Below are 20956 nucleotides of genomic sequence, written 5' to 3' on the forward strand. Positions count from 1 at the left end.
GGCAAGCACCGGAAGTCCTGCACGTGTCCTCGATCAAGCCCAGCGCGCACCTGGCGGAAGTGCGCTATGAAATCCGCGGCGCCCTCACCCGGCGTGCCCGCGACATGGAAGCGGCCGGCCAGCCGATCATCAAGCTCAACATCGGCAACCCTGGCCGCTACGGCTTTGCCACCCCGCCCCATCTCCGCGAAGCGATAGGCGCCCATCTGACCGATAGCGAAGCCTATGGTCACGAACAGGGCCTGGAAGAGGCCCGCGAGGCCATCGTGGCCCAGCAGAAGGCCCGCGGATCGGTCGGCATCGATGTCGAGCGTGTCTTCATCGGCAACGGCGTGAGCGAGCTCATCGACATATCCCTGCGCGCCCTGCTCCAGCCAGGCGACGAGGTGTTACTGCCCAGCCCGGACTATCCGCTCTGGAGCGCCGCGACCATCCTCAACGATGGCAGCCCGCGCTACTACCGCTGCCTTGCCGAGCATGATCACCTGCCCGACCCCGACGAGATCGAATCCCTGATCGGCCCGCGCACGCGCGCCCTGGTGCTGATCAACCCGAACAACCCCACGGGCGCGGTCTACCCGAAGGCCCTCCTCGAACGCATCGTCGAAGTCGCCCGGCGCCATGGGCTGCTGTTGCTTTGTGACGAGATCTACGACGAGATCCTCTACGACGACACCCCGTTCCAGCCGCTGGCGGCGATTGCCGGTGACCATCCCTGCGTGAGCTTCGGCGGACTGTCGAAGGTGCACCGTGCCTGCGGCTATCGCGTCGGCTGGATGAGTCTCTCCGGTGACCCGCGTCGCACCGCCGAGTACCGGGATGCCCTCCAGCTGCTCGCCGCCCTGCGCCTGTGCGCCAACGTGACAGCGCAGTGGGCCGTGCGCCCGGCCTTGCTCGACGCGCCGACGATCGGTGCCCTGACCTCGCCCGGCGGCCGTCTGTACCAGGCGCGACAGACGGTGCTCGACCATGTCGCTGCCAGCCCGTTCCTCGACGTGGTCGCCCCGGGCGGTGCCATCTATGCTTTTCCGCAGATCCGCGCGGATGCGATCGCCCATTTCGACGACACCGCCTTCGCGCTCCGCCTGCTCGAGGAAGAGAGCGTGCTGGTCGTACCAGGCACCAGCTTCAACCTCTCGGCGAGCCGTCATCTGCGACTCACCCTGCTGCCCGAGCCGGCCCAGCTGGCCGAGGTGTTCGTGCGCATGGACCGCGTGCTCGGCCGTATGGCAGACGAAGCCACGCCCGCGGCCAGCGCGGTCGCCTGAGCCGTGACCGAAGCGACCTTTCTCGCCCTCGGCGATTCGTACACCATCGGCGAAGGCGTGCCTGTCCAGGGACGATGGCCGGTGCAACTGGTCGCGCGCCTGCGCGAGCGTGGCGTCATGGTCGGCGATCCGCGCATCATCGCCACCACGGGCTGGACGACCGATGAGTTGTCGATCGCGATGGACGAGGCCGCCCTTCGCGGCAGCGTCGGCCTGGTGACCCTGCTGATCGGGGTGAACAACCAATACCGCGGCCGCTCCGCCAGCGAGTACCGCGAACAATTCCTCACCCTGCTTCATCGCGCTATCGCGCTGGCCGGCGATTCGCGCCGGGTGATCGTGGTGTCGATTCCCGACTGGGGCGTCACCGCCTTTGCCGAAGGCCGGGATCGCGCGGCGATCGCCAGCGACATCGACACCTTCAACGCCATCGCGCATGACGAGACCATTCGCGCCCATGCGCGATGGGCGGACGTAACGCCGGCCTCCCGGGCGGCGGGTGCGACGCCCGGGATGCTGGTGGAGGATGGGCTGCACCCGTCGGCCGCGCAGTACGCGACGTGGGTCGATGTGATTTTGCCGGAGGCCCAGGCGGCGTTGCGGGAGCTTCATCGCTGATCGCCGATGAATCGGCTCCCACACAAATCCGGCGCGACCCGACCCCTGTGGGACCCCGATTCACTAGTGGGAGCCGCTTCAGCGGCGATGCTCTACCGCAACACACCTGAAACACCCCCGCCACGCCGCGGTTACCTGCCAGGTCGAGACTGATGTCCCGGGACAACCCGGGAAACCGACGTCATGGCCAAGCTCTCCTGCCGCAGCGCCTTCATCTCCGACGTGCATCTGGGCACGCCGGACTGCAAGGCAGCCTATCTCCTGGACTTCCTCAAGAATCTCGATTGCGAGCAGCTGTACCTGGTCGGCGACATCGTCGATCTGGAAGCGCTGGCCAAGCGCCACTGGTGGCATCCCGACCATAGCGCGGTCATCGCCGAGCTCGTCGCCATCGCCGCGAAGGGCACGAAGGTGATCTACCTGCCGGGCAACCACGATTTCCAGATGCGCGGTCTCGCCGGCTCGACCATCGCGGGTATACGCGTGGAACTCGACGCGGTGCACGAGGGCGCCGATGGCCGCCGTTACCGGGTGAGCCACGGTGACGAGTACGACCCCGAGCATATCGGTCGCAGCTGGATCGCCTGGCTGGGCGACAACCTGCATCGTTTCATCTGCTGGGCGAACCGTCGTGTGCACGCGGTGCGCAAGCGCCTCGAGCTACCGTACATGCCCCTGTCGATCATCCTGAAGTCGCACGTCGGCGCCGCCCTCGCCTACATCCGGGACTATGAGCAGCGGGTGGCCTCCGACGCCCGCGAGCGAGGCTTCGACGGGCACATCTGCGGCCACATCCATTTCGGCCATATTCGGTCGCTGGACGGCATCCTCTACATGAACGACGGTGACTGGGTGGAGCATTGCACCGCCCTCGTCGAGGATGCCACCGGGGCGATGGAGCTCATCCACTGGACTGAGCGCCGCACCCACCTGGGTCGCGCCAGCCGTGAGACCGTGCTGCCCTCGCCCGAGGCCGTCCTCGGCTTCGCTCCGCTGGTCGATTGCCGGGCCGATCTCACGGAATTGACCACGGAAGTGTCACTAGCGGGTTGAAACGGACTCGAAGGGGGCCCATGTGCCACGGATGCCGGTAAAATGGCCCCCTCTCTTTCCGCGGTGACCCCATGGCCCTCGATACACCCACCCGCGAGCGCATCGAAACCCTCCTCGCCGAGCACCAGGTGGTGCTCTTCATGAAGGGCACGCGCCAGCAGCCGATGTGCGGCTTCTCGGCCGCGGCGACGAACACGCTCAACGACATCATCCCGACCTACCACACCGTCAACGTGCTGGAAGATCCGGAAATCCGCGAGGGCATCAAGGAATACGGCCAGTGGCCGACCATTCCGCAGCTCTACGTGAAGGGCGAGCTGGTCGGTGGTTCGGACATCATCCGCCAGATGTACACCAGCGGTGAGCTCTACACCCTGTTCGGCGCCAGCGCGCCGGACCGCACGCCGCCGGAAATCACCATCACCGAGAAGGCGGCCGAAGCCATCCGTGGTGGCATGGCCAATGCCCAGGGCATGGCGCTGCATCTGGAAATCGGTCCGGACCACAGCGCGGGCTTCCAGCTCGCCCCGGCGGGTGATTTCGACATCGTCGTGGTCGCCAACGGTATCGAAGTCCACTTCGATCCGGGCAGTGCCGCGCGCGCCAAGGGCGTCGTCATCGACTGGGTCACCACGGTCCAGGGCGAAGGCCTCAGCCTGAAGTTTCCCGGCGCTGTCGAGATTGGCACGCTCAACGTCCACCAGCTGAAGGACCGCCTCGCCGCCGGGGACATCACCCTCGTCGACGTGCGTCCGGCCCACGCCCGCGCCATGGCCGCACCGCTCGCCGGCGCGCGCATCCTCGAAGAGGAAGGCTACGAGGCGCTGGCCCAGCTGCCGAAGGATGCGCCGATCGCCTTCATCTGCCACCACGGCGTTTCCAGCCGCGCTGCCGCCGAGCGCTTCGCCGCGCACGGCTTCACGCAGCTGTTCAATGTCGAAGGCGGCATGGACGCATGGTCCCGCGAAGTGGATCCGACCGTCCCGCGTTACTGATACCGCTTTATGTAGGAGCCGATTCATCGGCGATAACCAGGTTGCCTCAACCCATCACCGGCATAGCCGGCTCCCACACAACGCTCAGGCTTCCAATCAGCTCGACAAGACGGCGCCTTCGGGCGCCGTCTTCGTTTGTGCGTCACGCCAACGCAGGAAGGGCCGTTCCACCGCGTAGTGCAGGACCGCACCACCTGCCAGCGTCGCCACGACATAGATCGCGAAGCGCAGCAGGCCGTCGTCCGCCAGCCGGCCAACGAGCCCTGCCTGGACGAGCATGAAGACGCCCTTATGGCTCAGATACAAACTGTACGAGACCGATGCCAGCCAGCCCGCACCGGGAATCCTCAAGCGTGCAAACCACGTGGTCCCGGTGCCGGCGGCGACGAAGGCCATCATCGCCAACGCGACCAGCGGGTACCCGACGACGCAGGGCCAGAAGTCGGCACGTGCCGCGTCAAAAAGCATGATGGCGGCGGCGAGCAGCGCGATGCCCAGCGCCAGCAGCAGGTTCACGCGCGCGTGGGCCCAGGCGAACCATGTAGGCCGGTAGACACCGCAGGCAGCCAGCGCGACGCCGGCGACCAGGCCATCAAGGCGCGCCCAGGTCGGGTAGTAGAGATAGCGCAGGTATCGCAGGCCGCGATCGTCCGCCGCGCCACCCACGCTGCTTCCGGCAGGCCCGACGAAATGTGTCCAGAGCCACGCACGCAGCAGCATGCCGCCGACGACCACGATGGCGGCGACCACGGCGAATTTCCACGCGGCTGGCTTGCGCGTCAGCGCGTAGGCGAGGAACGGAAACACCAGGTAGAAATGCTCTTCGACGCAGAGCGACCACACATGCGAGAACGCGTAGTTGTCGTCGTTGTTGTACTGAAGGTTGAAGGTGAAGGTGAGGAACTGCCACAGCGGCTGCATGCCCTTGGTTTCGGGCCACGCCGGCCAGAGTTCGTACAGTGCGAGCACGACGAAGAACGCGGGAAGGATGCGAACGAAACGGCGCTTGTAGAAGGCCGGGAAATCGAGCGTCCCGGTCCGTTGCAAGGCCTTGAACACCTGCGTCCCGATCAGGTAACCGCTGAGCACGAAGAACAGGTCCACGCCCATCCAGCCGGACCATTGAAACAACCCGTAGCCTTCACCCAGGCCGCCGATCAGGTAGCTGTGGAAAAGGATGACCCACGCGATGGCGGCGGCACGAAGGGTGTCGAGTCCGGCAAGGCGGGACATGGGCGTTCCTTTGCATGGTTCATGGTGAATATGCGCGATAGCGGAGCGCGGCGTGGGGCGGGAAAGTGGCAATTCGAAGGCGCGGCGCCATGGCGACTGACGAGGCTACGAGCGCTCCTGATGAAGCGCGGCGAGCAAGGCGTCGATATAGGTGCGGCTCGCACGCAGGGTCGTACCGTCGCGCAGCCGAAGTACAGCATCACGATTGGGCCGGGGCTGGAACTCCGCCACCTGGTCCACGCGGACGATGGCCGATCGATGCACGCGCAGGAAGCGCGACGGATCGAGCTTGCGCGACAGGGTGGTCAGGGTTTCGCGCAGGAGGTGGCGCTGCCCGTTCACGTGCAACGCGGCGTAGTCCCCATCGGCTTCGATCCAGATGATGTCCACCGCCTCGACGAAGCTTAACCGTGCGCCGATGCGGATGCCGAAGCGTTCCGGCCAGTGGCTCGTCGTCGCACGCCCGAGTTGCCGGCGCGCGCGATCGATCGATTCAGCGAAGCGTTCGTCATCGATCGGTTTCAGCAGGTAGTCGATCGCGTTCAGTTCAAAGGCGCGCAAGGCGAAGCTGTCGTGAGCGGTAAGCAGAATGGCTAAAGGGCGCTCAGTGGCGGGGATCGCGGCCAGTGCGTCGAGCCCGCTCAAACCGGGCATCTGAACGTCAACGAAGGCTACATCGACCGCATCCTTACGCAACGCTGCCAGCGCGTGACCATCGCGGCATTCGGCCACGACGGTGACGTCCGGCTCGGCGCGCAGACGCGCGAGCACGCCGCTTCGCGCCAGAGGTTCATCGTCGACCACGGCCACGCGAATCATTCCGCCACCTTCGGCTGCGACGACAACCGCCAGGGCAATTCAACCGTCACGCGCCATTGCGCGCCGACAGGACCCGCTTCGAACCCGTGTGCATTCGGATGCAAGGCATTGAGACGGGCGCGTACGTTGGCTAGGCCAACGCCGTGCCCGTCGCTCGCGACCCCGTCGAGCCTGTCGTTCTCCACCTGAACGCGCAGGATGTCGGCTTCACGCTGCACGCGGATCGACACCGTGCCTCCCTCCCCGCGCGGCGCGATGCCATGGCGGATCGCGTTCTCGACCAGCGGCTGGAGCAGAAGGTGCGGCACCAGCGCATCGAGTGCGCCGGGTCCGGTATGAATGTCAATGCGCAGGCGGTCGCCCAGCCTCGCCTTCTCGATGTCCAGATAGGCGGAGGTGAACACCACCTCGTCACCGACGGTTACTTCGTGCCCATGCGTTTCTTCGAGCGTGGTGCGAAGGAAATCGCCGAGACGGGCGATCATGCGGCTGGCGTCGCGCTTGCGATCGTCGTTGACCAGCGCGGAGATGGCGTTGAGCGTGTTGAACAGGAAATGCGGCTGCAGCTGGTACTTCAGCGCACGCAGTTCGGCGTCGCGTGTCGCCTGCGCGGCGAGTACGAGGCGCTCGCCCTCGGCGCGCAACGCGGCACGATGCAACACCATCGCCTGCAAACCGCAGAACGCGATGAGGGCCAGCCAGCAACCGTCGAGACCGCCAAAGATCCACACCCAGGTGACCTTCGCGCGCATCTCCGCGCTGGCCAGGTTCTCCAGCGCGATCACCGCGTTGAGCACGGACATGGCATAGCTCACCGGGAGCAGCACCGCCGCCATCGTCCACCAGCTGGCGCCACGCCGCCACAGCACACGCTGTATCCAGCCCAGCGGCACGATCCAGGCAAGATACGACAAGGTGTAGAACAGGCGGAACGCCAGCGCCTTCGGGTCGGTGACCGACGAGGGAAAACCCATGATCACCATGCAGCCGAAAATCGGCAGGCCTGCGATCCAGGCCATGCCCGGCGATACCGTGACGTTCCGATCTTCCTGCATGACTACCCTTCCCCGACTGCCGCCGATTGTATCGGTCAGAAGTTGGAGGAGTAGAGCATGGCGGCGATCTTCCAGCCGTTGTCGGTGCGGACCAGCTGCCAGGTCTCCGCGCCATGGTTACCGACTTTGCCGTCCATCAGGAACTCGAAATCGAAATAGACCGATGCCACCGAACCGTCTGTTTCGATGCGTACGTTGTGGAACCGTTCCTCGACGCTGCCCTTGGCCTTGCCGACGAAATCGGTGAACTCCTGCCAGCTGCCCGCCTTGTAGCGGGTTACCTCGGGGTGCTTGGCCTTGACGTTGGTGAAGGAGGGTTCGCCCAGGGTGGTGATCCACGCCTTGCTCTCCGGCAGGAAGAGGTCGCCGAGGGCTTTGGCGTCCTTGGCCTTGAGTGATACCTGGAAGCTGTCGACCACCTGCTGGACCTGCGCCTTGGGCGACTCGTCGGCAAGGCAAGGCGCGGCGATGAAAAGCAGGAGGACGGCGACGGGGAGCGCGTTGCGCATGCGGGAGACCTCAGTGGGTGGGTATCCCGAGAGGACCAATAAAAACGCCCTGCCGCAAGGGAACTCGCGGCAGGGCGTTCCGTTACTGCGATGAGCCGGTTACAGGCAGGCGTTGAGGCCGTCAAAGACAGTCTTGCGGGTCATCGGGAGTTTCACCTCCAGCGGTTCCTTCGACGACATCAGCGCCTCGTAGAACGATTCCACCGGCGTGTCCTTGGCAAGGGCCAGCTTGCACTTGAACAGCTTGGCGTTGACCTGCACGGCCCCGGATTTGCCGTTGATCTGCGTGTAGCTGCCGGCGAAGGTCCACAGGCACTGCTTCATCGTGCCCTTGGTGGAATCGACCGAGCAGCGCAGCTCCATCGGCCGCAGATTGCCGTAGTCGCCTTCGCAGAAAGTGTCGCCGCAGATGGCGCTGAACGCGCCGGAGAGGTGTTCGGTGAGCTTCTCGAAGCGTTCCATGCCGGCTTCCGACGCCGGCCAGTTCATCGCGTCCACATAGCGCTCGGCGGCGGGCACCGGTGCCGGTTTCGGTGCCGTCTCGGTCTGTGCCATGGCGATGGCCGGAATGAACAGCAGAGCGGCAGCAAGGGTGTTACGAAGCATCGTGGTGTCTCCTTGGTTGGGGAGCACACATGACACCGCGTTCGCGCATGGGCGTCTGTCCATCGACGCCCATGCCTTTTCGTAGTCTTACAACCAACGTCCGTAGCGGCGGATGTAGATCGTCTTCATCAGCTGGGTGAGTACGCAGTAGCTCACCAGCGTCACCGCCAGCCACGCGAAGTAGATGCCAGGCAGCGGCACCATGCCGATGCGCGCGCCAAGACCCGAGTAGGGAATCAGCATGCCGATGACCATGATCGCGCCGGTCAGCGCCAACACGGGGGCAGAGGCCACGCTCTGCAGGAACGGCACCCGCCGCGTGCGGATCATGTGCACCACGAGGGTCTGCGAGAGCAGGCCTTCGATGAACCAGCCCGACTGGAACAGCGACTGGTGGGCAACATCGTTGGCACCGAAGTAATGCCACATCAGCCAGAACGTGGTGATGTCGAACACCGAGCTGACCGGTCCGATCCAGACCATGAAGCGACCGATGTCGCCCGCATCCCACTTGCGCGGATGGCGCAGGTATTCCTCGTCCATGCGGTCGAACGGGATCGACAGCTGGGACAGGTCGTACAGCAGGTTCTGCACGAGGATCTGCAACGGCAGCATCGGCAGGAACGGCAGGAAGGCGCTCGCGACAAGCACGCTGAACACGTTGCCGAAGTTCGAGCTGGCAGTCATCTTGATGTACTTCATGATGTTGCCGAAGGTGACGCGACCTTCGATCACACCCTCCTCCAGCACCATCAGGTTCTTCTCGAGCAGGATGATGTCCGCCGACTCCTTGGCGATATCCGTCGCGGTATCGACCGAAATGCCGACATCCGCTTCGCGTAGCGCCGGCGCATCGTTGATGCCGTCACCAAGGAAGCCGACGGTGTGACCGCGACGCTGCAGCGCCTTGACCACGCGCGCCTTCTGCACCGGTGACATCTTGGCGAAGACCGTGGTCTTCTCGACCATCGCATCGAGCGCGTCGTCGTCGAGCTGCTCGATATCGCGACCCAGGGCGGACGCCGTGACATCGAGGCCGACTTCGGTGCAGATCTTCCGTGTCACGGCTTCGTTGTCGCCGGTGATGACCTTCACCGCGACGCCGTGGTGATTGAGTGCCCGGATGGCCGTGGCAGCCGAGTCCTTCGGCGGATCGAGGAAGGCCAGGCAGCCGACCGCGGTCAGGCCGGTTTCGTCGGCCACGCCATAGGCCCGCTCGCCGGCGGGATCGCGACGAATCGCCACGATGAGCACACGCAGGCCGTCTTCGTTGAGCTCGTTCGTCATGGCGCGGATCTCGGCGCGCTTCTCCGACGTCATGGGCTCAACGACATCGCCGATGCGTGCCTCGCTGCAGATCTGCAGCATCTCCTCGACCGCACCCTTGCAGACGAGCAGCTGTTCGCCGCGCCCGTCCGAGACCACCACCGACATGCGCCGGCGCTGGAAGTCGAACGGAATCTCGTCGACTACATGGAAGCGCGAGGCGATCGGCTCGAGGTCGCGGTGCGTGAGCACCGCCTTGTCCATCAGGTTGCGCAGACCGGTCTGGAAACGGCTATTGAGGTACCCGTATTCCAGCGCGTCGTCGGAGTCGTCGCCGTTGAGATCCACATGGCGCTCGAGCACGATCTTGTCCAGCGTGAGCGTGCCGGTCTTGTCCGTGCACAGCACGTCCATCGCGCCGAAGTTCTGAATGGCGTTGAGGCGCTTGACCACCACCTTGCGCTTCGACATGGCGATGGCGCCCTTGCCCAGATTCGCGGTGACGATCAGCGGGAGCATCTCCGGCGTCAGGCCCACGGCGACCGAGAGGCCGAACATGAAGGCCTCGACCCAGTCGTGCTTATCGAAGCCGTTGATCAGGAAAACCACCGGCACCATCACCGCCATGAAGCGGATCAGCAGCCAGCTGACCGAGGAAATACCCCGGTCGAAGCTGGTCTGCACGCGCTCGCCCGAGAGGGTGTGCGCGAGAGAGCCGAGGTAGGTGCGCGCGCCGGTGGCCAGCACGACCGCCGTCGCCGTGCCGGAAACCACGTTGGTGCCCATGTAGCAGACGGTCGGCAGGTCCAGCGGGCCGTCGGCGGAACCCGCGCCGGTCGTGGCGTTCGGCGCGGCCTTCTCTACCGGCAGGGATTCACCGGTAAGGATCGCCTGGCTGATGAACAGGTCTTTGGCCGCGAGCAGGCGCAGGTCGGCCGGCACCATGTCGCCGGCGCCCAGATGGACGATATCGCCCACCACCAATTCCTCGACCGGCACCTCAATGCGCTCGGCGTGGCCGTCCTCGGCGCGGCGGGTCACGGTGGAGGTGTTGCGCACCATGGCCTTGAGCTTCTCGGCGGCCCGCGACGAGCGGAACTCCTGGGTGAAGGAGAGGAGGACGCTGATACCGACCATCACGGCGATGATCACCGGGCCCGTGAGGTCATCGGAATCGGTGACCAGCTGGACCACGGCGAGCACCAGCAGCACGATGATGAACGGGTTGCGGAAGGCGTGCAGCAGCTGGATCGACCAGTGCGGCGGCTTCTCGTGGCCTACTTCGTTGATGCCGTCGCGGTCCAGCCGCTCGGCGATGGCCGCCTCGTCCAGGCCGTCCAGTCGAGCCTCCAGCGAACGCAGCAGCTCATCGGCCGGACGGTAGGCGTCGGCACTGGCGTTGGTGAAGGCTTTGGCGGCGACGGCCGCCTGCGAGATGTGCTTCTTCATGGCTCACTGCCTTTCCGGACGACGTCTCCGGGCGGGCGCGAGCGGCTCTCAGCTGGCAGCTGAAGGCGTACGCGCCGGCGCGCAGCCGACGTTCGGTTTCCGGGTAATCGTGACGGCGGACGGCGAAAGCCGCGCCGTAGAGTCTATGTCGCTGTTCATGCCTGCGGCAGTTTGCCGCCAGCCTGTTTCAGATTGCTTTCAGTGGCGTCGAGCGAGCGCGGAACAGTGATCGTGCGCTTGGCCGGGGAGGCCTCGGTGGCACGACGACGGGCGAGAGCGAAAGCGAGACGGCGGCCGAACATGCGCGGACCGGTCTTTTCGAGTTGGATGTACATGGCTCAATCCTCGAATAACGGAAGCTCGCGAGCTTCCGACGAGGAGAGCCGGACTTTCCCTAGCGGAGGAAAGCGCCGACAGACCGGGTGCGGTCGCCGCGGGCGATGAGTTTTGCCAGCGCCGGGCTCCGATGCGAGCGGAAGCCGGCGCGTCGACTAGGGTAGACGTCCATAAGCCTGGGTAAACTAAGAAGGGTGCCACCGCGCGAGAAGTGCTGAGCGGTAGCCCGGGAATTGTCGCGCCGCAGCGAGGATCGGTCAAGCGTTCCCGCGCTCTTTGTAGGAGCCGATTCATCGGCGATAACAAGGTTGCCGCAACCCCCATCGCCGATGAATCGGCTCCTACAGAAGAATCAGGCCACTCCGGCCGTGATTCCTGCCTCATATTCCCGGGCCTCGCCCAGCAACCAGTCCCGGAAACGGGCCACCCCCGTATGCGACTCCGACCGTTTCGGATAGACGAGGTAATACGCCTCGGCCACACGCAGCCGCTCCTTGCACAGCACGGTGAGCGCCCCGCATTCGATCAGCGAACGCGCCATGACAAGCCGCCCCAGGGCCACGCCCATGCCCTCCAGCACGGCGCGCTGCAGGTGTTCGGTGTTGTCGAAGCGCGCGACGTAACGTGAGGGCAAGGGCATACCGAAGGCTTCGGCCCAATCGTTCCAGCGTCCCGAGGGATCACCGAGCAAGGGCCAGCCTTCCAGCGAGGTAGTCGGCAGGCCACCCATCTTGCGCACCAGTGACGGGCTGGCGATGGGCACGATGTATTCGGCGAACAACTTGTCGGCCTTGGTCCGCGGCCAGGAGCCCAGGCCATAGCGGAAGGCAACGTCGATCGTCGGCTCGCGGTCGAAATCGACGACGGAAACGGACGAGGAGAGGCTGAGCTCGAGCTCCGGGTGGGCACCGACCAGTCGCGGCAGACGCGGCACGAGCCAGCTCGATGCGACCGAGGGCAGCACGCTCAGGGTCACGGTGTCCTGGTGACGGCTCGCATAGCGATTGAGGGCGTGCTCGATGCCGTCGAAGTGGTGGCCGATCGAGTCGAGCAGGTTGTTGCCATCGGCGGTGAGCGTGACACCCCGGGGACCGCGATCGAACAGCGAGCGGTCGAGCCGCTCCTCGAGATTGCGAATCTGGTGACTGAGGGCACTCACCGTGAGGTTGAGCTGCTCGGCGGCGAGCGACAGCTTGCCGGTCCGGGCGACCAGGACGAACCCCTGAAGCTGACCGAGCGGCAGGCGAGACATGTGAAAAATCCTCAAGTCCAGGTTGCAAACATATCGCTTTTTGGCGGGCTACGGAACGGGCACCCTTAACTACACCGATAGTCGCAAGGGGTTGCGACTCCATCCGCAAGGAGTACGTCATGGCTTCGATCTTTACTGGCCTCGCCTTCATGCACGGGCACATCGTCGACCGCGAACTCATCTTCCGCCTTGGCCGCGAGCAACTCGCCGGCGACCGCGGCGCGGGCGCACCGGAAGCCGTGCCGACGCCCCGCAAGGCAGAGCGTAAGGCATCGAACGAGGTTCCCGCCTGTCCGGCCTGCGCCACCTGCTGACGGATACATCGCCTGAACTTCGTGTGCCTCAAAATGGGGGTTTCCGCCCTCCCCGGAGAGACGCATGAAGCTTCGCCCCCTCGGTCGTTCATCCCTGCAGGTCGCCCCGCTCGCCTTTGGCGGCAACGTGTTCGGCTGGAGCGCGGACGAGCCACGCTCGTTCGAGCTCCTCGACGCCTTCGTCGACCACGGCTTCAACCTGATCGACACGGCGGATGTCTACGAAGCCTGGGTGCCCGGTAACGAAGGCGGGGAGTCCGAGACCATCATCGGCAACTGGCTGAAGAAGAGCGGCAAGCGCGACCGCGTCGTCATCGCGACCAAGGTCGGCAAGTGGGCGCGCTACCCGGGCCTGGCGCCGACCAATATCAAGGAAGCGGTGGAAGATTCGCTGCGCCGCCTGAAAACCGATCACATCGACCTGTACCAGTCGCACGAGGATGACGCGAAAGTGCCGCTGGAAGAAACCCTGCGTGCCTTCGACGACCTCGTCAAGGCCGGCAAGGTGCGCGTAATCGGCGCCTCCAATTACAGTACCAACCGCCTTGCCGATGCACTCTCTACCAGCGGAGCGAAGGGGCTGTCGCGCTACGAGTCGCTGCAGCCGGAATTTAACCTGATGGATCGCGCCGGCTTCGAAGAAGGCCTGCAGCCGTTGTGCGTCAAGGAAGACGTTGGCGTCATCAGCTATTACTCGCTGGCCAGCGGCTTCCTCAGTGGCAAGTATCGGAGCGAGGCGGACCTGGAAAAGAGCAAGGCCCGCGGCGGTTCGGTGAAGAAGTACCTCACCGAGCGCGGCCATCGCGTGCTCGCTGCGCTCGACGAGGTCGCCGAGGCACACGCCGCGAAGCCGGCACAGGTGGCGCTGGCCTGGGTGATGGCACAGCCTGCGATCAGCGCGGCGATCGCCAGCGCGACCACCGTGGAGCAACTCGATGAACTGGCAAAGTCGGCGGCACTCGTGCTGGGTGACGACGAACTGAAGAAACTCCGGGACGCCAGCGCGGCTTGAGCTGCTTCGCACAGAGGCGCTATCGGTGTCCGACCGATAGCGCCTCACCTCAAAGCCTAGATATGTGAAGGAGAACCCCGGCCCATCCCCCAGCGATGGCCGACATTCAAGCACATGGCGCAGGGGCACGATGTCGGCGTCGGAAGAGAGTCTTCCGGCACCCCATCCCCACAGGAGTTTCTCATGTCCCCGATTGGACGCGCCTTCGCTTACGCCGCCGGTTGTGCTCTCGCCGGCTTCGCTCTTGTCTCGCATGCCGCGCCGCAGGCGCCCACCGTTCAGGGCGGCCCCTTCAGCGAGATCAATACCGGCCTACGCTGCCACTATCGCCTGAAGTCGGACCCCACCGGCGTCGCCACGCGCTTCGTTGCGGCCGACCATATTCTCCGCGGGCAATGGCACAACGCATCGATACTGAAGTCGCGCAGCATGTTCTTCACGGACGCCGCGCCGGCGACGCTGCGCACCGCCTGCATGAAAAAGATTTCGACGATGCCCGATGCCAATGGCCTGGCCATGATCGGTGCCGCCGACAACGCGCAGAGTTACAACTACGAGATCTGGCACAACGGCGACCTTGCGAAGGGAAAACCGGTCGAACGCATCGTCTCGTTCGGCGATAGCCTCAGCGACACCGGCAACATGTTCAACGAATCGCAGTGGAAGCTACCCGGTGCGTCGTGGTACCTCGGGCGTTTCAGCAACGGCCCGACATGGATCGAACACATGGCCGCGCGCACCGGCCTCACCCTGAACAACTGGGCCATCGGCGGCGCGCAGACCAAGGACGCGAAGTTCGGCATCATCCACGGGATCGGCACCCAGATCGACGGCTTTTTCAACTATGCGGCCAAGGCAAAGGGCTACGACCCATCGCGCACGCTGTTCACCTTCCTGATCAGCGGCAACGACTTCGTCAACGACACGAAAACGGCGCCAAAGATCATCGAGGACCAGGAAATCGCACTGCGTCGCCTTGTCGAAAAGGGCGCGCGGAAGATCCTTGTCGTCAACCTGCCCGACGTCTCCGTCGCCCCGGTATTCCGCCTGGGCCGGACGGATGCGAACGGCGTCCTGGGCAAGGTGGAGTACTACAACCATCACCTCGTCCAGCTGGTCGAGCGGGTGAACGCGACGACGCCTGCCGACGTCCGCATCGTCAACGTTCGCGCCTACTTCGACGACGTGTTGACGACGCCCGGACGCTTCGGTATCACCAATACGAAGGACTCCTGCCTGGCGATCGACTCGCCGAGTTCGACCTCGTACATCAAGGCGCAAAAACGCCGCGCGGATTGCGTCGATCCTTCCAGGTACGTTTTCTGGGACACGCTGCATCCCACGACACGGGTGCACGAGCTGATGGCCCAATGGGCCATCGAGGCGACGCCCGCCACCTGGGGCCTGCGCTGATACGTCCCCGGATACGTTGATTCGACCGTGGGCGGCCCGTCGAACGACGGGCCGCCCGACCCGATCAACGCGATGCGTTCAATACATCGAGTGCCGCGTTGAAGGTGGGGCTGGGCCGCATGGCGGCGCTGACCAGCGCCATGTCGGGGTGGTAGTAACCCCCGATCTCGACCGGCTTGCCCTGGGCACCGTTGAGCTCGCCGATGATTTTTGCCTCGTTGTCGGCCAGCGTCTTCGCTACGACGGTGAACTTCGCCTTCAGGTCGGCATCGTCATTCTGCGCGGCGAGCGCTTCGGCCCAGTACATGGCGAGGTAGAAATGGCTGCCGCGGTTGTCGATCTCGCCGACCTTGCGCGCCGGGGACTTGTTGCTGTCCAGGAAGCGACCGTTGGCGATGTCGAGCGTCTTCGCCAACACGCGGGCATGCTTGTTGTCGTAGCGCTCGCCCAGGTGCTCAAGCGACGCCGCCAGCGCGAGGAACTCGCCGAGCGAATCCCAACGGAGGTAATCCTCTTCGACGAACTGCTGCACGTGCTTCGGCGCCGAACCGCCCGCACCGGTGTCGAACAGACCGCCGCCCGCCATCAGCGGCACGATGGACAGCATCTTGGCCGAGGTACCCAGCTCCATGATCGGGAACAGGTCGGTCAGGTAATCGCGCAGCACGTTGCCGGTGACGGAGATGGTGTCCTCGCCCTTGCGGATGCGATCCAACGACAGGTTGGTCGCAGCGACCGGATCGAGAACGCGGATGTCGAGGCCGCTGGTGTCGTGATCCTTGAGATAGCGCTCGACCTTGGCAATCACCTGCGCATCGTGCGCGCGGTGCTTGTCCAGCCAGAACACCGCCGGCGTCGCCGACAGACGGGCACGTTGTACCGCGAGCTTCACCCAGTCCTGGATCGGCGCGTCCTTGGTCTGGCACATGCGCCAGATGTCACCTGTTTCCACGGCGTGTTCGAAAACGATGCTGCCGTCGTCGGCGAGGACGCGTACCTTGCCGTCCGCCAGGATCTGGAATGTCTTGTCGTGCGAACCGTATTCTTCGGCCTTCTGCGCCATGAGGCCGACATTGGGCACGCTGCCCATGGTCGCCGGATCGAAGGCGCCATGCGCGATGCAGTCCTCGATCACTGCCTGGTAAACACCGGCGTAGGAACGATCCGGGATGACCGCCTTCGCGTCCTGAAGCTTGCCTTCGCCGTTCCACATGCCACCCGAGTCGCGAATCATCGCCGGCATGGAGGCGTCGACGATGACGTCGCTGGGCACGTGCAGGTTGGTGATGCCCTTATCGGAGTTGACCATGGCCAGCGCCGGACGGTGGGCGTATTCGGCCTTGAGGTCGGCCTCGATGGTCGCGCGGGTGGCGGCATCGAGCTTGTCGAGGCGGGCATAGAGGTCGCCGATGCCGTTGTTGGCATCGAAGCCGATCTGCTTGAGGGCGTCGGCATGCTTGCCCAGCACATGCTTGTAGAACTCGCGCACGGCGATACCGAACATGATCGGGTCGGAGACCTTCATCATGGTGGCCTTCAGGTGCAGCGAGAACAGCACGCCTTTGGCCTTCGCGTCCGCGATCTGGGCATCGATGAAGCTGGCGAGCGCCTTCCTGCTCATCACGGCGGCGTCGACGATCTCACCGGCCTTCACGGCGACCTTGTCCTTGAGCACTTTCACACTGCCGTCGGCGGCGGTGAATTCAATGCGCAGGCTGCCGGCCTTATCGAGCGTGGCCGACTTTTCGCTGCCGTAGAAATCGCCACCGTCCATGTGGGAGACGTGCGATTTCGAATCGCCCGACCACTTACCCATGCGATGCGGGTGCTTGCGAGCGAAGTTCTTCACCGAGAGCGGCGCGCGGCGATCGGAATTACCTTCGCGAAGCACGGGATTCACGGCGCTGCCCATGGCCTTGCCATAGCGCGCGTTGGTGTCTTTCTGTTCGTCGGTGGCGGGTGCATCCACGTAGTCCGGAAGCTTGTAGCCCTGCGACTGCAACTCACGGATAGCGGCCTTCATCTGCGGCACGGAGGCGCTGATGTTCGGCAGCTTGATGATGTTCGCGTCCGGCGTGGTTGCCAGGGCGCCGAGCTCGGCCAGGTGATCGCCGATCTTCTGCGCATCCGTGAGGTAATCGGGAAATTGCGAGAGGATGCGGCCGGCGAGAGAGATATCGCGGGTTTCGACGGCCACGCCGGCGGTGCCGGCGAAGGCCTCGATGATCGGCAGGAACGAAGCGGTGGCGAGGAACGGTGCCTCGTCGGTAAGCGTGTAAATGATCTTGGGCGAACTGGACATGATTCGGCGAGCCTTATGCTTGAGTGGGCCAGGTCATGGGGCCCACCGGCGCAAGCCTCAAGGGCGCACCGGAGAGCGGGAAACCGGTCCATTGTGGCGCGGCCGCTCGAAACGGGAAAGCCGCCCCGCAGCATGGCAGTTATGTGGGAGCCGATTTATCGGCGATTTGCCTTGCAGCTTCCCCGCTCCGTTGGCTTTTCGCCGCTGAAGCGGCTCCCACATGTACTGGTTGCCGATCAATCGGTTGCTACCGAGCGCTCAGTCGCAGCAGGCGGGCCTCGCGGCGGCGGGCCTTGCGCGCTTTCCAGCGCTCCGACAGGCAGGCGAAGATCACGTACAGGGCCGGCGTCGAAAGAAGGGTCAGGCTCTGCGAGATGATCAGGCCACCGATCATCGCGATACCCAGCGGGCGGCGTAGTTCGGAGCCCTCGCCCAGGCCGATCGCAAGCGGCAGCGCCGCGAGGATCGCCACCATGGTGGTCATCATGATCGGGCGGAAACGTACGAGGCAGGCCTCGCGAATCGCTTCCTTCGAGCTCAGGTGATGCTCACGCTCGGCCACCAGCGCGAAGTCGATCATCATGATCGCGTTTTTCTTCACGATACCGATGAGCAGGACCAGCGCGATCATCGCCACCACGGAGAGCTCCGTATCGGTGATCACCAGCGCGGCCAAGGCACCCACGCCGGCGGCGGGCAGCGTGGAAAGAATGGTCACCGGATGAATCAGGCTCTCGTACAGCATGCCCATGAGCAGGTAGACCACGATGATGGCGGCCAGGATCAGCAGCGGCATGTCGCTCTGCGACTGCTGGAAGCGCCGGAAGTCGCTGCCGGCATCGAGGCGGATGTCGCCCGGCATGCGCATGCCGCTGATGGTCTTCTGGATGATCTCCATCGCCTCGCCCATGCTCACGCCAGGGGCGAGATTGAAGCTCACACCCATGCTGGTGTACTGGTCCTCGTGCACGATCTGGGTCGGTGCAAGGCCCGGCACCTGCTTGGTGACCGCGTTCATCGGCACCATGGCGCCGGAAGCGGCCTTGACGTAAATCTGGTTCAGCGACTCCGGCGTCGCCGCCATCTGCGGCAAGGCGTTGACGATCACGCGGTACTGGTTGATGTCCGAGTAGATCGTCGACACAGCGCGCTGGCCGAACGCGTTGTACAGCGCGCCATCGATATCGCCGATCGAAACGCCGAGACGGCCCGCCGTATCGCGATCGATCACGATGTTCTGGCGCAGGCCGGCCGCATCGATATCGCTGCCGACATCCTTGAGCATCTTGTTCTTCTTCAGTGCATCGACCAGCTTGGGCAGCCATTCCTGCAGCTCTTCGACGTCGTTGCCCTTGAGCGAGACCGAGTACTGGCCACCCTGCGAGGTGCCGCCTCCGCCGCCGGTGGGCAAGTCCTGGATGGGGCGCAGGCGCAGGTTGAGGTCCGGGTATTTATTGGCCTTGGCGGAGATACGGTCGAGTGCATCGAACGTGGTGTCCTCACGCCCATCCGCCACGGTCCTCAACTCGATATTGAACGAGCCAGTCGAACCGGTTCGACTGGTGCCCAGACGTGAGCCCACCGACTTGACGTCCGGATCGGCGAGGAGCATCTCGGTGAGGCGCGCCTGGCGCACCTTCATTTCACCGAACGAGACGGTGGAGCTGGCCGTCGCGCGCGCTGCCATCAGGCCCGTGTCCTGCGGCGGGAAGAAGCCACCCTTGACCATGCCGGCGAGCACGAAGGTGATTCCCACCAGCACGAGAGGCGTGAGGGCCATCAGCAGCGCATGCCGCAGCGACCAGTCGAGCGCACGACGGTAGACACCGATGAGTCGCTCCTGGCCTCGCTCCAGCGCACGGCCCAGTTTCGACTCCGGCTTGTCGTTCTTATGTGCGGTGAGGAAGTGGCCGCAAAGCGAAGGCGTGAGCGTCAGCGAGACCAGGGCCGACACGACGATCGCGGCAACCAGGGTGACGGTGAACTCCTTGAAGAACATGCCGGTGATGCCGCCGGCGAACAACAAGGGAATGAAGACGGCGATCAGTGACGCGGTGATCGATACGATGGTGAAACCGATCTCGCGTGCGCCGAGCAGGGCTGCGTCGAACCGGGAAATACCCTCATCCATGTGCCGGATGACGTTCTCGATCACCACGATGGCGTCGTCGACGACGAATCCGATGGCGATCACCAGCGCCAGCAGGGTCAGGTTGTTCAACGTGTAACCAAAGCAATACATGACCACGAACGCGCCAGCCAGCGACAGCGGCACCGCGAGGCCGGCGATGAGCGTTGGCGCGAGACGGCGCAGGAACAACGCCATCGTCATGATCACCATGCCGAGGCTGATCAGCAGGGTCGCCTGCACTTCATGCAACGACGCGCGAATGGTTGGCGTGCCATCGAAAAACGAGTGCAGCTTGACGCCCGCAGGCAGCCAGGCCTGCATGGTCGGAATCTGCGCCTTGATCCGGTCGACCGTCTCGATGACGTTCGCGTCCGATTTGCGGTACACGTACATCAGGATGCCGGGCTTACCATTGAACCACGCCGCCTGGTAGGCGTCCTGCTGGCCGTCGTAGACGTTGGCGATATCGGACAGGCGGATGGGCACGCTGTTCTTGACGGCGATGACCAGCTTACCGAACTCTTCCGCCGTATGCAGGGAGTCCGTCGCGGTCACGGCGATGTTGCTGTACCCGTCGGTGAGGAAGCCCTGCGGCGAGGTGACGTTGGCGGCGGTGAGCGCGTTGCGAAGCTGATCGGGAGAAAGGCCCATTGCATTGAGCGCGCGCAGATTCACATCGACACGAATGGCCGGCGTGGCGCTGCCGGCGATGTCGACCGAGGCGATGCCTTCCTGCTGACGAAGGCGCTGCGCGAGGATGGAGTCGGCGACGTTGTAGAGCTCGGTCGGCGCGACCGTGTCCGACGTCAACGCCAGCACGATCACCGGATCGTCGTTGGGGTTGGCCTTCTGGTATGAAGGCGCATTGAGCAGCCCCGCCGGAAGGTCCGGCTGCGCTGCGTTGATTGCCGACTGAACGTCACGCGCGGCGGCGTCGATGTTGGTCCCGTTCTGGAAGAACAACAGCACGAAGGTGCTGCCCTCGGAACTGTTCGAACGCATGGACTCCACGCCCGGCACCTGGCCCAGATGGCGTTCCAGGGGAGCGGCCACGGTGGAGGCCATCGTGCTCGCATCGGCGCCTGACTGCTGCGCCTGGACGAAGATCGCCGGGAACTGGATGTTCGGCAGCGCTGCGACGCCGAGCAGCGAGTAACAGATCATGCCGACGACGAAGAGGCCAATGGCGAGCAGTGACGTGCCGATGGGTCGGCGAATGAACGGGCCGGAAATATTCATGCAGTGGGACGGCTTGTCTCGTGCTGGATCGCGCGGATCGTCCCTGTCTTAACGCGTATCCCGGAAAAAGGTTTCGCCGGGCGGCG

At 64.6% G+C, this 20956-nt stretch carries 17 protein-coding genes; 7 read left to right on the forward strand and 10 right to left on the reverse strand.

From position 1 onward, the window contains the following. Positions 1–23 precede the first annotated feature (23 nt). The 4 genes from AC1DSN_RS00190 (at position 24) to grxD (ending at position 3934) form a co-directional block, all read left to right on the forward strand. Positions 24–1268 (forward strand): aminotransferase class I/II-fold pyridoxal phosphate-dependent enzyme, encoded by a 1245-nt coding sequence (locus tag AC1DSN_RS00190; RefSeq protein WP_213949250.1) that lies wholly within the window; start codon positions 24–26, stop codon positions 1266–1268. Positions 1269–1271: 3 nt separating this feature from the next. After that, positions 1272–1886, forward strand: a complete 615-nt coding sequence (locus AC1DSN_RS00195) for an SGNH/GDSL hydrolase family protein (protein ID WP_213949249.1) — start codon at positions 1272–1274, stop codon at positions 1884–1886. A gap of 183 nt (positions 1887–2069) precedes the next feature. Further along, positions 2070–2939: a UDP-2,3-diacylglucosamine diphosphatase gene (locus AC1DSN_RS00200; RefSeq protein WP_477329183.1), complete on the forward strand. Its 870-nt coding sequence runs from the start codon at positions 2070–2072 to the stop codon at positions 2937–2939. A gap of 71 nt (positions 2940–3010) precedes the next feature. Continuing rightward, positions 3011–3934 carry a Grx4 family monothiol glutaredoxin gene (gene grxD / locus AC1DSN_RS00205; protein ID WP_477293842.1) on the forward strand — a complete coding sequence of 308 codons (924 nt, stop codon included), beginning with the start codon at positions 3011–3013 and terminating at the stop codon, positions 3932–3934. A 96-nt stretch (positions 3935–4030) separates the two neighbouring features. Here grxD and AC1DSN_RS00210 read toward each other — a convergent pair whose 3' ends face one another. From AC1DSN_RS00210 to AC1DSN_RS00245, 8 genes are all read right to left on the reverse strand, one after another. Continuing rightward, positions 4031–5167, reverse strand: a complete 1137-nt coding sequence (locus tag AC1DSN_RS00210) for an acyltransferase family protein (protein WP_477293844.1) — start codon at positions 5165–5167, stop codon at positions 4031–4033. Between the two features lie 105 nt (positions 5168–5272). Further along, positions 5273–5986, reverse strand: a complete 714-nt coding sequence (locus AC1DSN_RS00215) for a LytR/AlgR family response regulator transcription factor (protein WP_213949245.1) — start codon at positions 5984–5986, stop codon at positions 5273–5275. Next, positions 5983–7041, reverse strand: a complete 1059-nt coding sequence (locus AC1DSN_RS00220; protein ID WP_213949244.1) for a sensor histidine kinase — start codon at positions 7039–7041, stop codon at positions 5983–5985. Before AC1DSN_RS00220 ends, AC1DSN_RS00215 begins: the two co-directional genes overlap by 4 nt. A gap of 35 nt (positions 7042–7076) precedes the next feature. Continuing rightward, the gene (locus tag AC1DSN_RS00225) at positions 7077–7550 is read right to left on the reverse strand and encodes a nuclear transport factor 2 family protein (RefSeq protein ID WP_477293849.1); all 474 of its coding nucleotides are present in this window, start codon (positions 7548–7550) and stop codon (positions 7077–7079) included. Positions 7551–7649: 99 nt separating this feature from the next. Continuing rightward, positions 7650–8156, reverse strand: a complete 507-nt coding sequence (locus AC1DSN_RS00230; protein WP_477293851.1) for a hypothetical protein — start codon at positions 8154–8156, stop codon at positions 7650–7652. Positions 8157–8243: 87 nt separating this feature from the next. After that, complete coding sequence (mgtA, locus tag AC1DSN_RS00235; RefSeq protein ID WP_477293853.1) at positions 8244–10871, reverse strand: magnesium-translocating P-type ATPase; 2628 nt, start codon at positions 10869–10871, stop codon at positions 8244–8246. A 155-nt stretch (positions 10872–11026) separates the two neighbouring features. After that, positions 11027–11206: a hypothetical protein gene (locus AC1DSN_RS00240; RefSeq protein ID WP_063571155.1), complete on the reverse strand. Its 180-nt coding sequence runs from the start codon at positions 11204–11206 to the stop codon at positions 11027–11029. A 353-nt stretch (positions 11207–11559) separates the two neighbouring features. Next, positions 11560–12459, reverse strand: coding sequence for a LysR substrate-binding domain-containing protein (locus tag AC1DSN_RS00245; RefSeq protein WP_063573934.1), 900 nt, complete (start codon positions 12457–12459; stop codon positions 11560–11562). Between the two features lie 119 nt (positions 12460–12578). Here AC1DSN_RS00245 and AC1DSN_RS00250 point away from each other — a divergent pair, with 119 nt between their 5' ends. The 3 genes from AC1DSN_RS00250 to AC1DSN_RS00260 all read left to right on the forward strand — a co-directional run bounded on the left by AC1DSN_RS00250 (position 12579) and on the right by AC1DSN_RS00260 (position 15198). After that, positions 12579–12773: a hypothetical protein gene (locus tag AC1DSN_RS00250; protein ID WP_477293859.1), complete on the forward strand. Its 195-nt coding sequence runs from the start codon at positions 12579–12581 to the stop codon at positions 12771–12773. A gap of 64 nt (positions 12774–12837) precedes the next feature. Beyond that, on the forward strand, positions 12838–13785 hold the full coding sequence (locus AC1DSN_RS00255) for an aldo/keto reductase (RefSeq protein WP_477329186.1): 948 nt from the start codon (positions 12838–12840) through the stop codon (positions 13783–13785). Positions 13786–13968: 183 nt separating this feature from the next. Then, complete coding sequence (locus AC1DSN_RS00260; protein WP_477298470.1) at positions 13969–15198, forward strand: SGNH/GDSL hydrolase family protein; 1230 nt, start codon at positions 13969–13971, stop codon at positions 15196–15198. A 64-nt stretch (positions 15199–15262) separates the two neighbouring features. Here AC1DSN_RS00260 and AC1DSN_RS00265 read toward each other — a convergent pair whose 3' ends face one another. Then, entirely contained in the window at positions 15263–17500 is a 2238-nt protein-coding gene (locus AC1DSN_RS00265; RefSeq protein ID WP_477329188.1) for an NADP-dependent isocitrate dehydrogenase, read from the reverse strand. Positions 17501–17747: 247 nt separating this feature from the next. Beyond that, the gene (locus AC1DSN_RS00270) at positions 17748–20870 is read right to left on the reverse strand and encodes an efflux RND transporter permease subunit (protein WP_213949238.1); all 3123 of its coding nucleotides are present in this window, start codon (positions 20868–20870) and stop codon (positions 17748–17750) included. Positions 20871–20956: the final 86 nt, after the last annotated feature.

Source organism: Luteibacter sp. P4_D7_3, from assembly GCF_056401735.1.

Coding starts and splice junctions, on each gene's coding strand:
- AC1DSN_RS00200 (WP_477329183.1), top strand. CDS start 2,070: ATGGCCAAGCTCTCCTGCCGCAGCGCCTTCATCTCCGACGTGCATCTG.
- grxD (WP_477293842.1), top strand. CDS start 3,011: ATGGCCCTCGATACACCCACCCGCGAGCGCATCGAAACCCTCCTCGCC.
- AC1DSN_RS00210 (WP_477293844.1), bottom strand. CDS start 5,167: ATGTCCCGCCTTGCCGGACTCGACACCCTTCGTGCCGCCGCCATCGCG.
- AC1DSN_RS00215 (WP_213949245.1), bottom strand. CDS start 5,986: ATGATTCGCGTGGCCGTGGTCGACGATGAACCTCTGGCGCGAAGCGGC.
- AC1DSN_RS00220 (WP_213949244.1), bottom strand. CDS start 7,041: ATGCAGGAAGATCGGAACGTCACGGTATCGCCGGGCATGGCCTGGATC.
- AC1DSN_RS00225 (WP_477293849.1), bottom strand. CDS start 7,550: ATGCGCAACGCGCTCCCCGTCGCCGTCCTCCTGCTTTTCATCGCCGCG.
- AC1DSN_RS00230 (WP_477293851.1), bottom strand. CDS start 8,156: ATGCTTCGTAACACCCTTGCTGCCGCTCTGCTGTTCATTCCGGCCATC.
- mgtA (WP_477293853.1), bottom strand. CDS start 10,871: ATGAAGAAGCACATCTCGCAGGCGGCCGTCGCCGCCAAAGCCTTCACC.
- AC1DSN_RS00240 (WP_063571155.1), bottom strand. CDS start 11,206: ATGTACATCCAACTCGAAAAGACCGGTCCGCGCATGTTCGGCCGCCGT.
- AC1DSN_RS00245 (WP_063573934.1), bottom strand. CDS start 12,459: ATGTCTCGCCTGCCGCTCGGTCAGCTTCAGGGGTTCGTCCTGGTCGCC.
- AC1DSN_RS00250 (WP_477293859.1), top strand. CDS start 12,579: ATGGCTTCGATCTTTACTGGCCTCGCCTTCATGCACGGGCACATCGTC.
- AC1DSN_RS00255 (WP_477329186.1), top strand. CDS start 12,838: ATGAAGCTTCGCCCCCTCGGTCGTTCATCCCTGCAGGTCGCCCCGCTC.
- AC1DSN_RS00260 (WP_477298470.1), top strand. CDS start 13,969: ATGTCCCCGATTGGACGCGCCTTCGCTTACGCCGCCGGTTGTGCTCTC.
- AC1DSN_RS00265 (WP_477329188.1), bottom strand. CDS start 17,500: ATGTCCAGTTCGCCCAAGATCATTTACACGCTTACCGACGAGGCACCG.
- AC1DSN_RS00270 (WP_213949238.1), bottom strand. CDS start 20,870: ATGAATATTTCCGGCCCGTTCATTCGCCGACCCATCGGCACGTCACTG.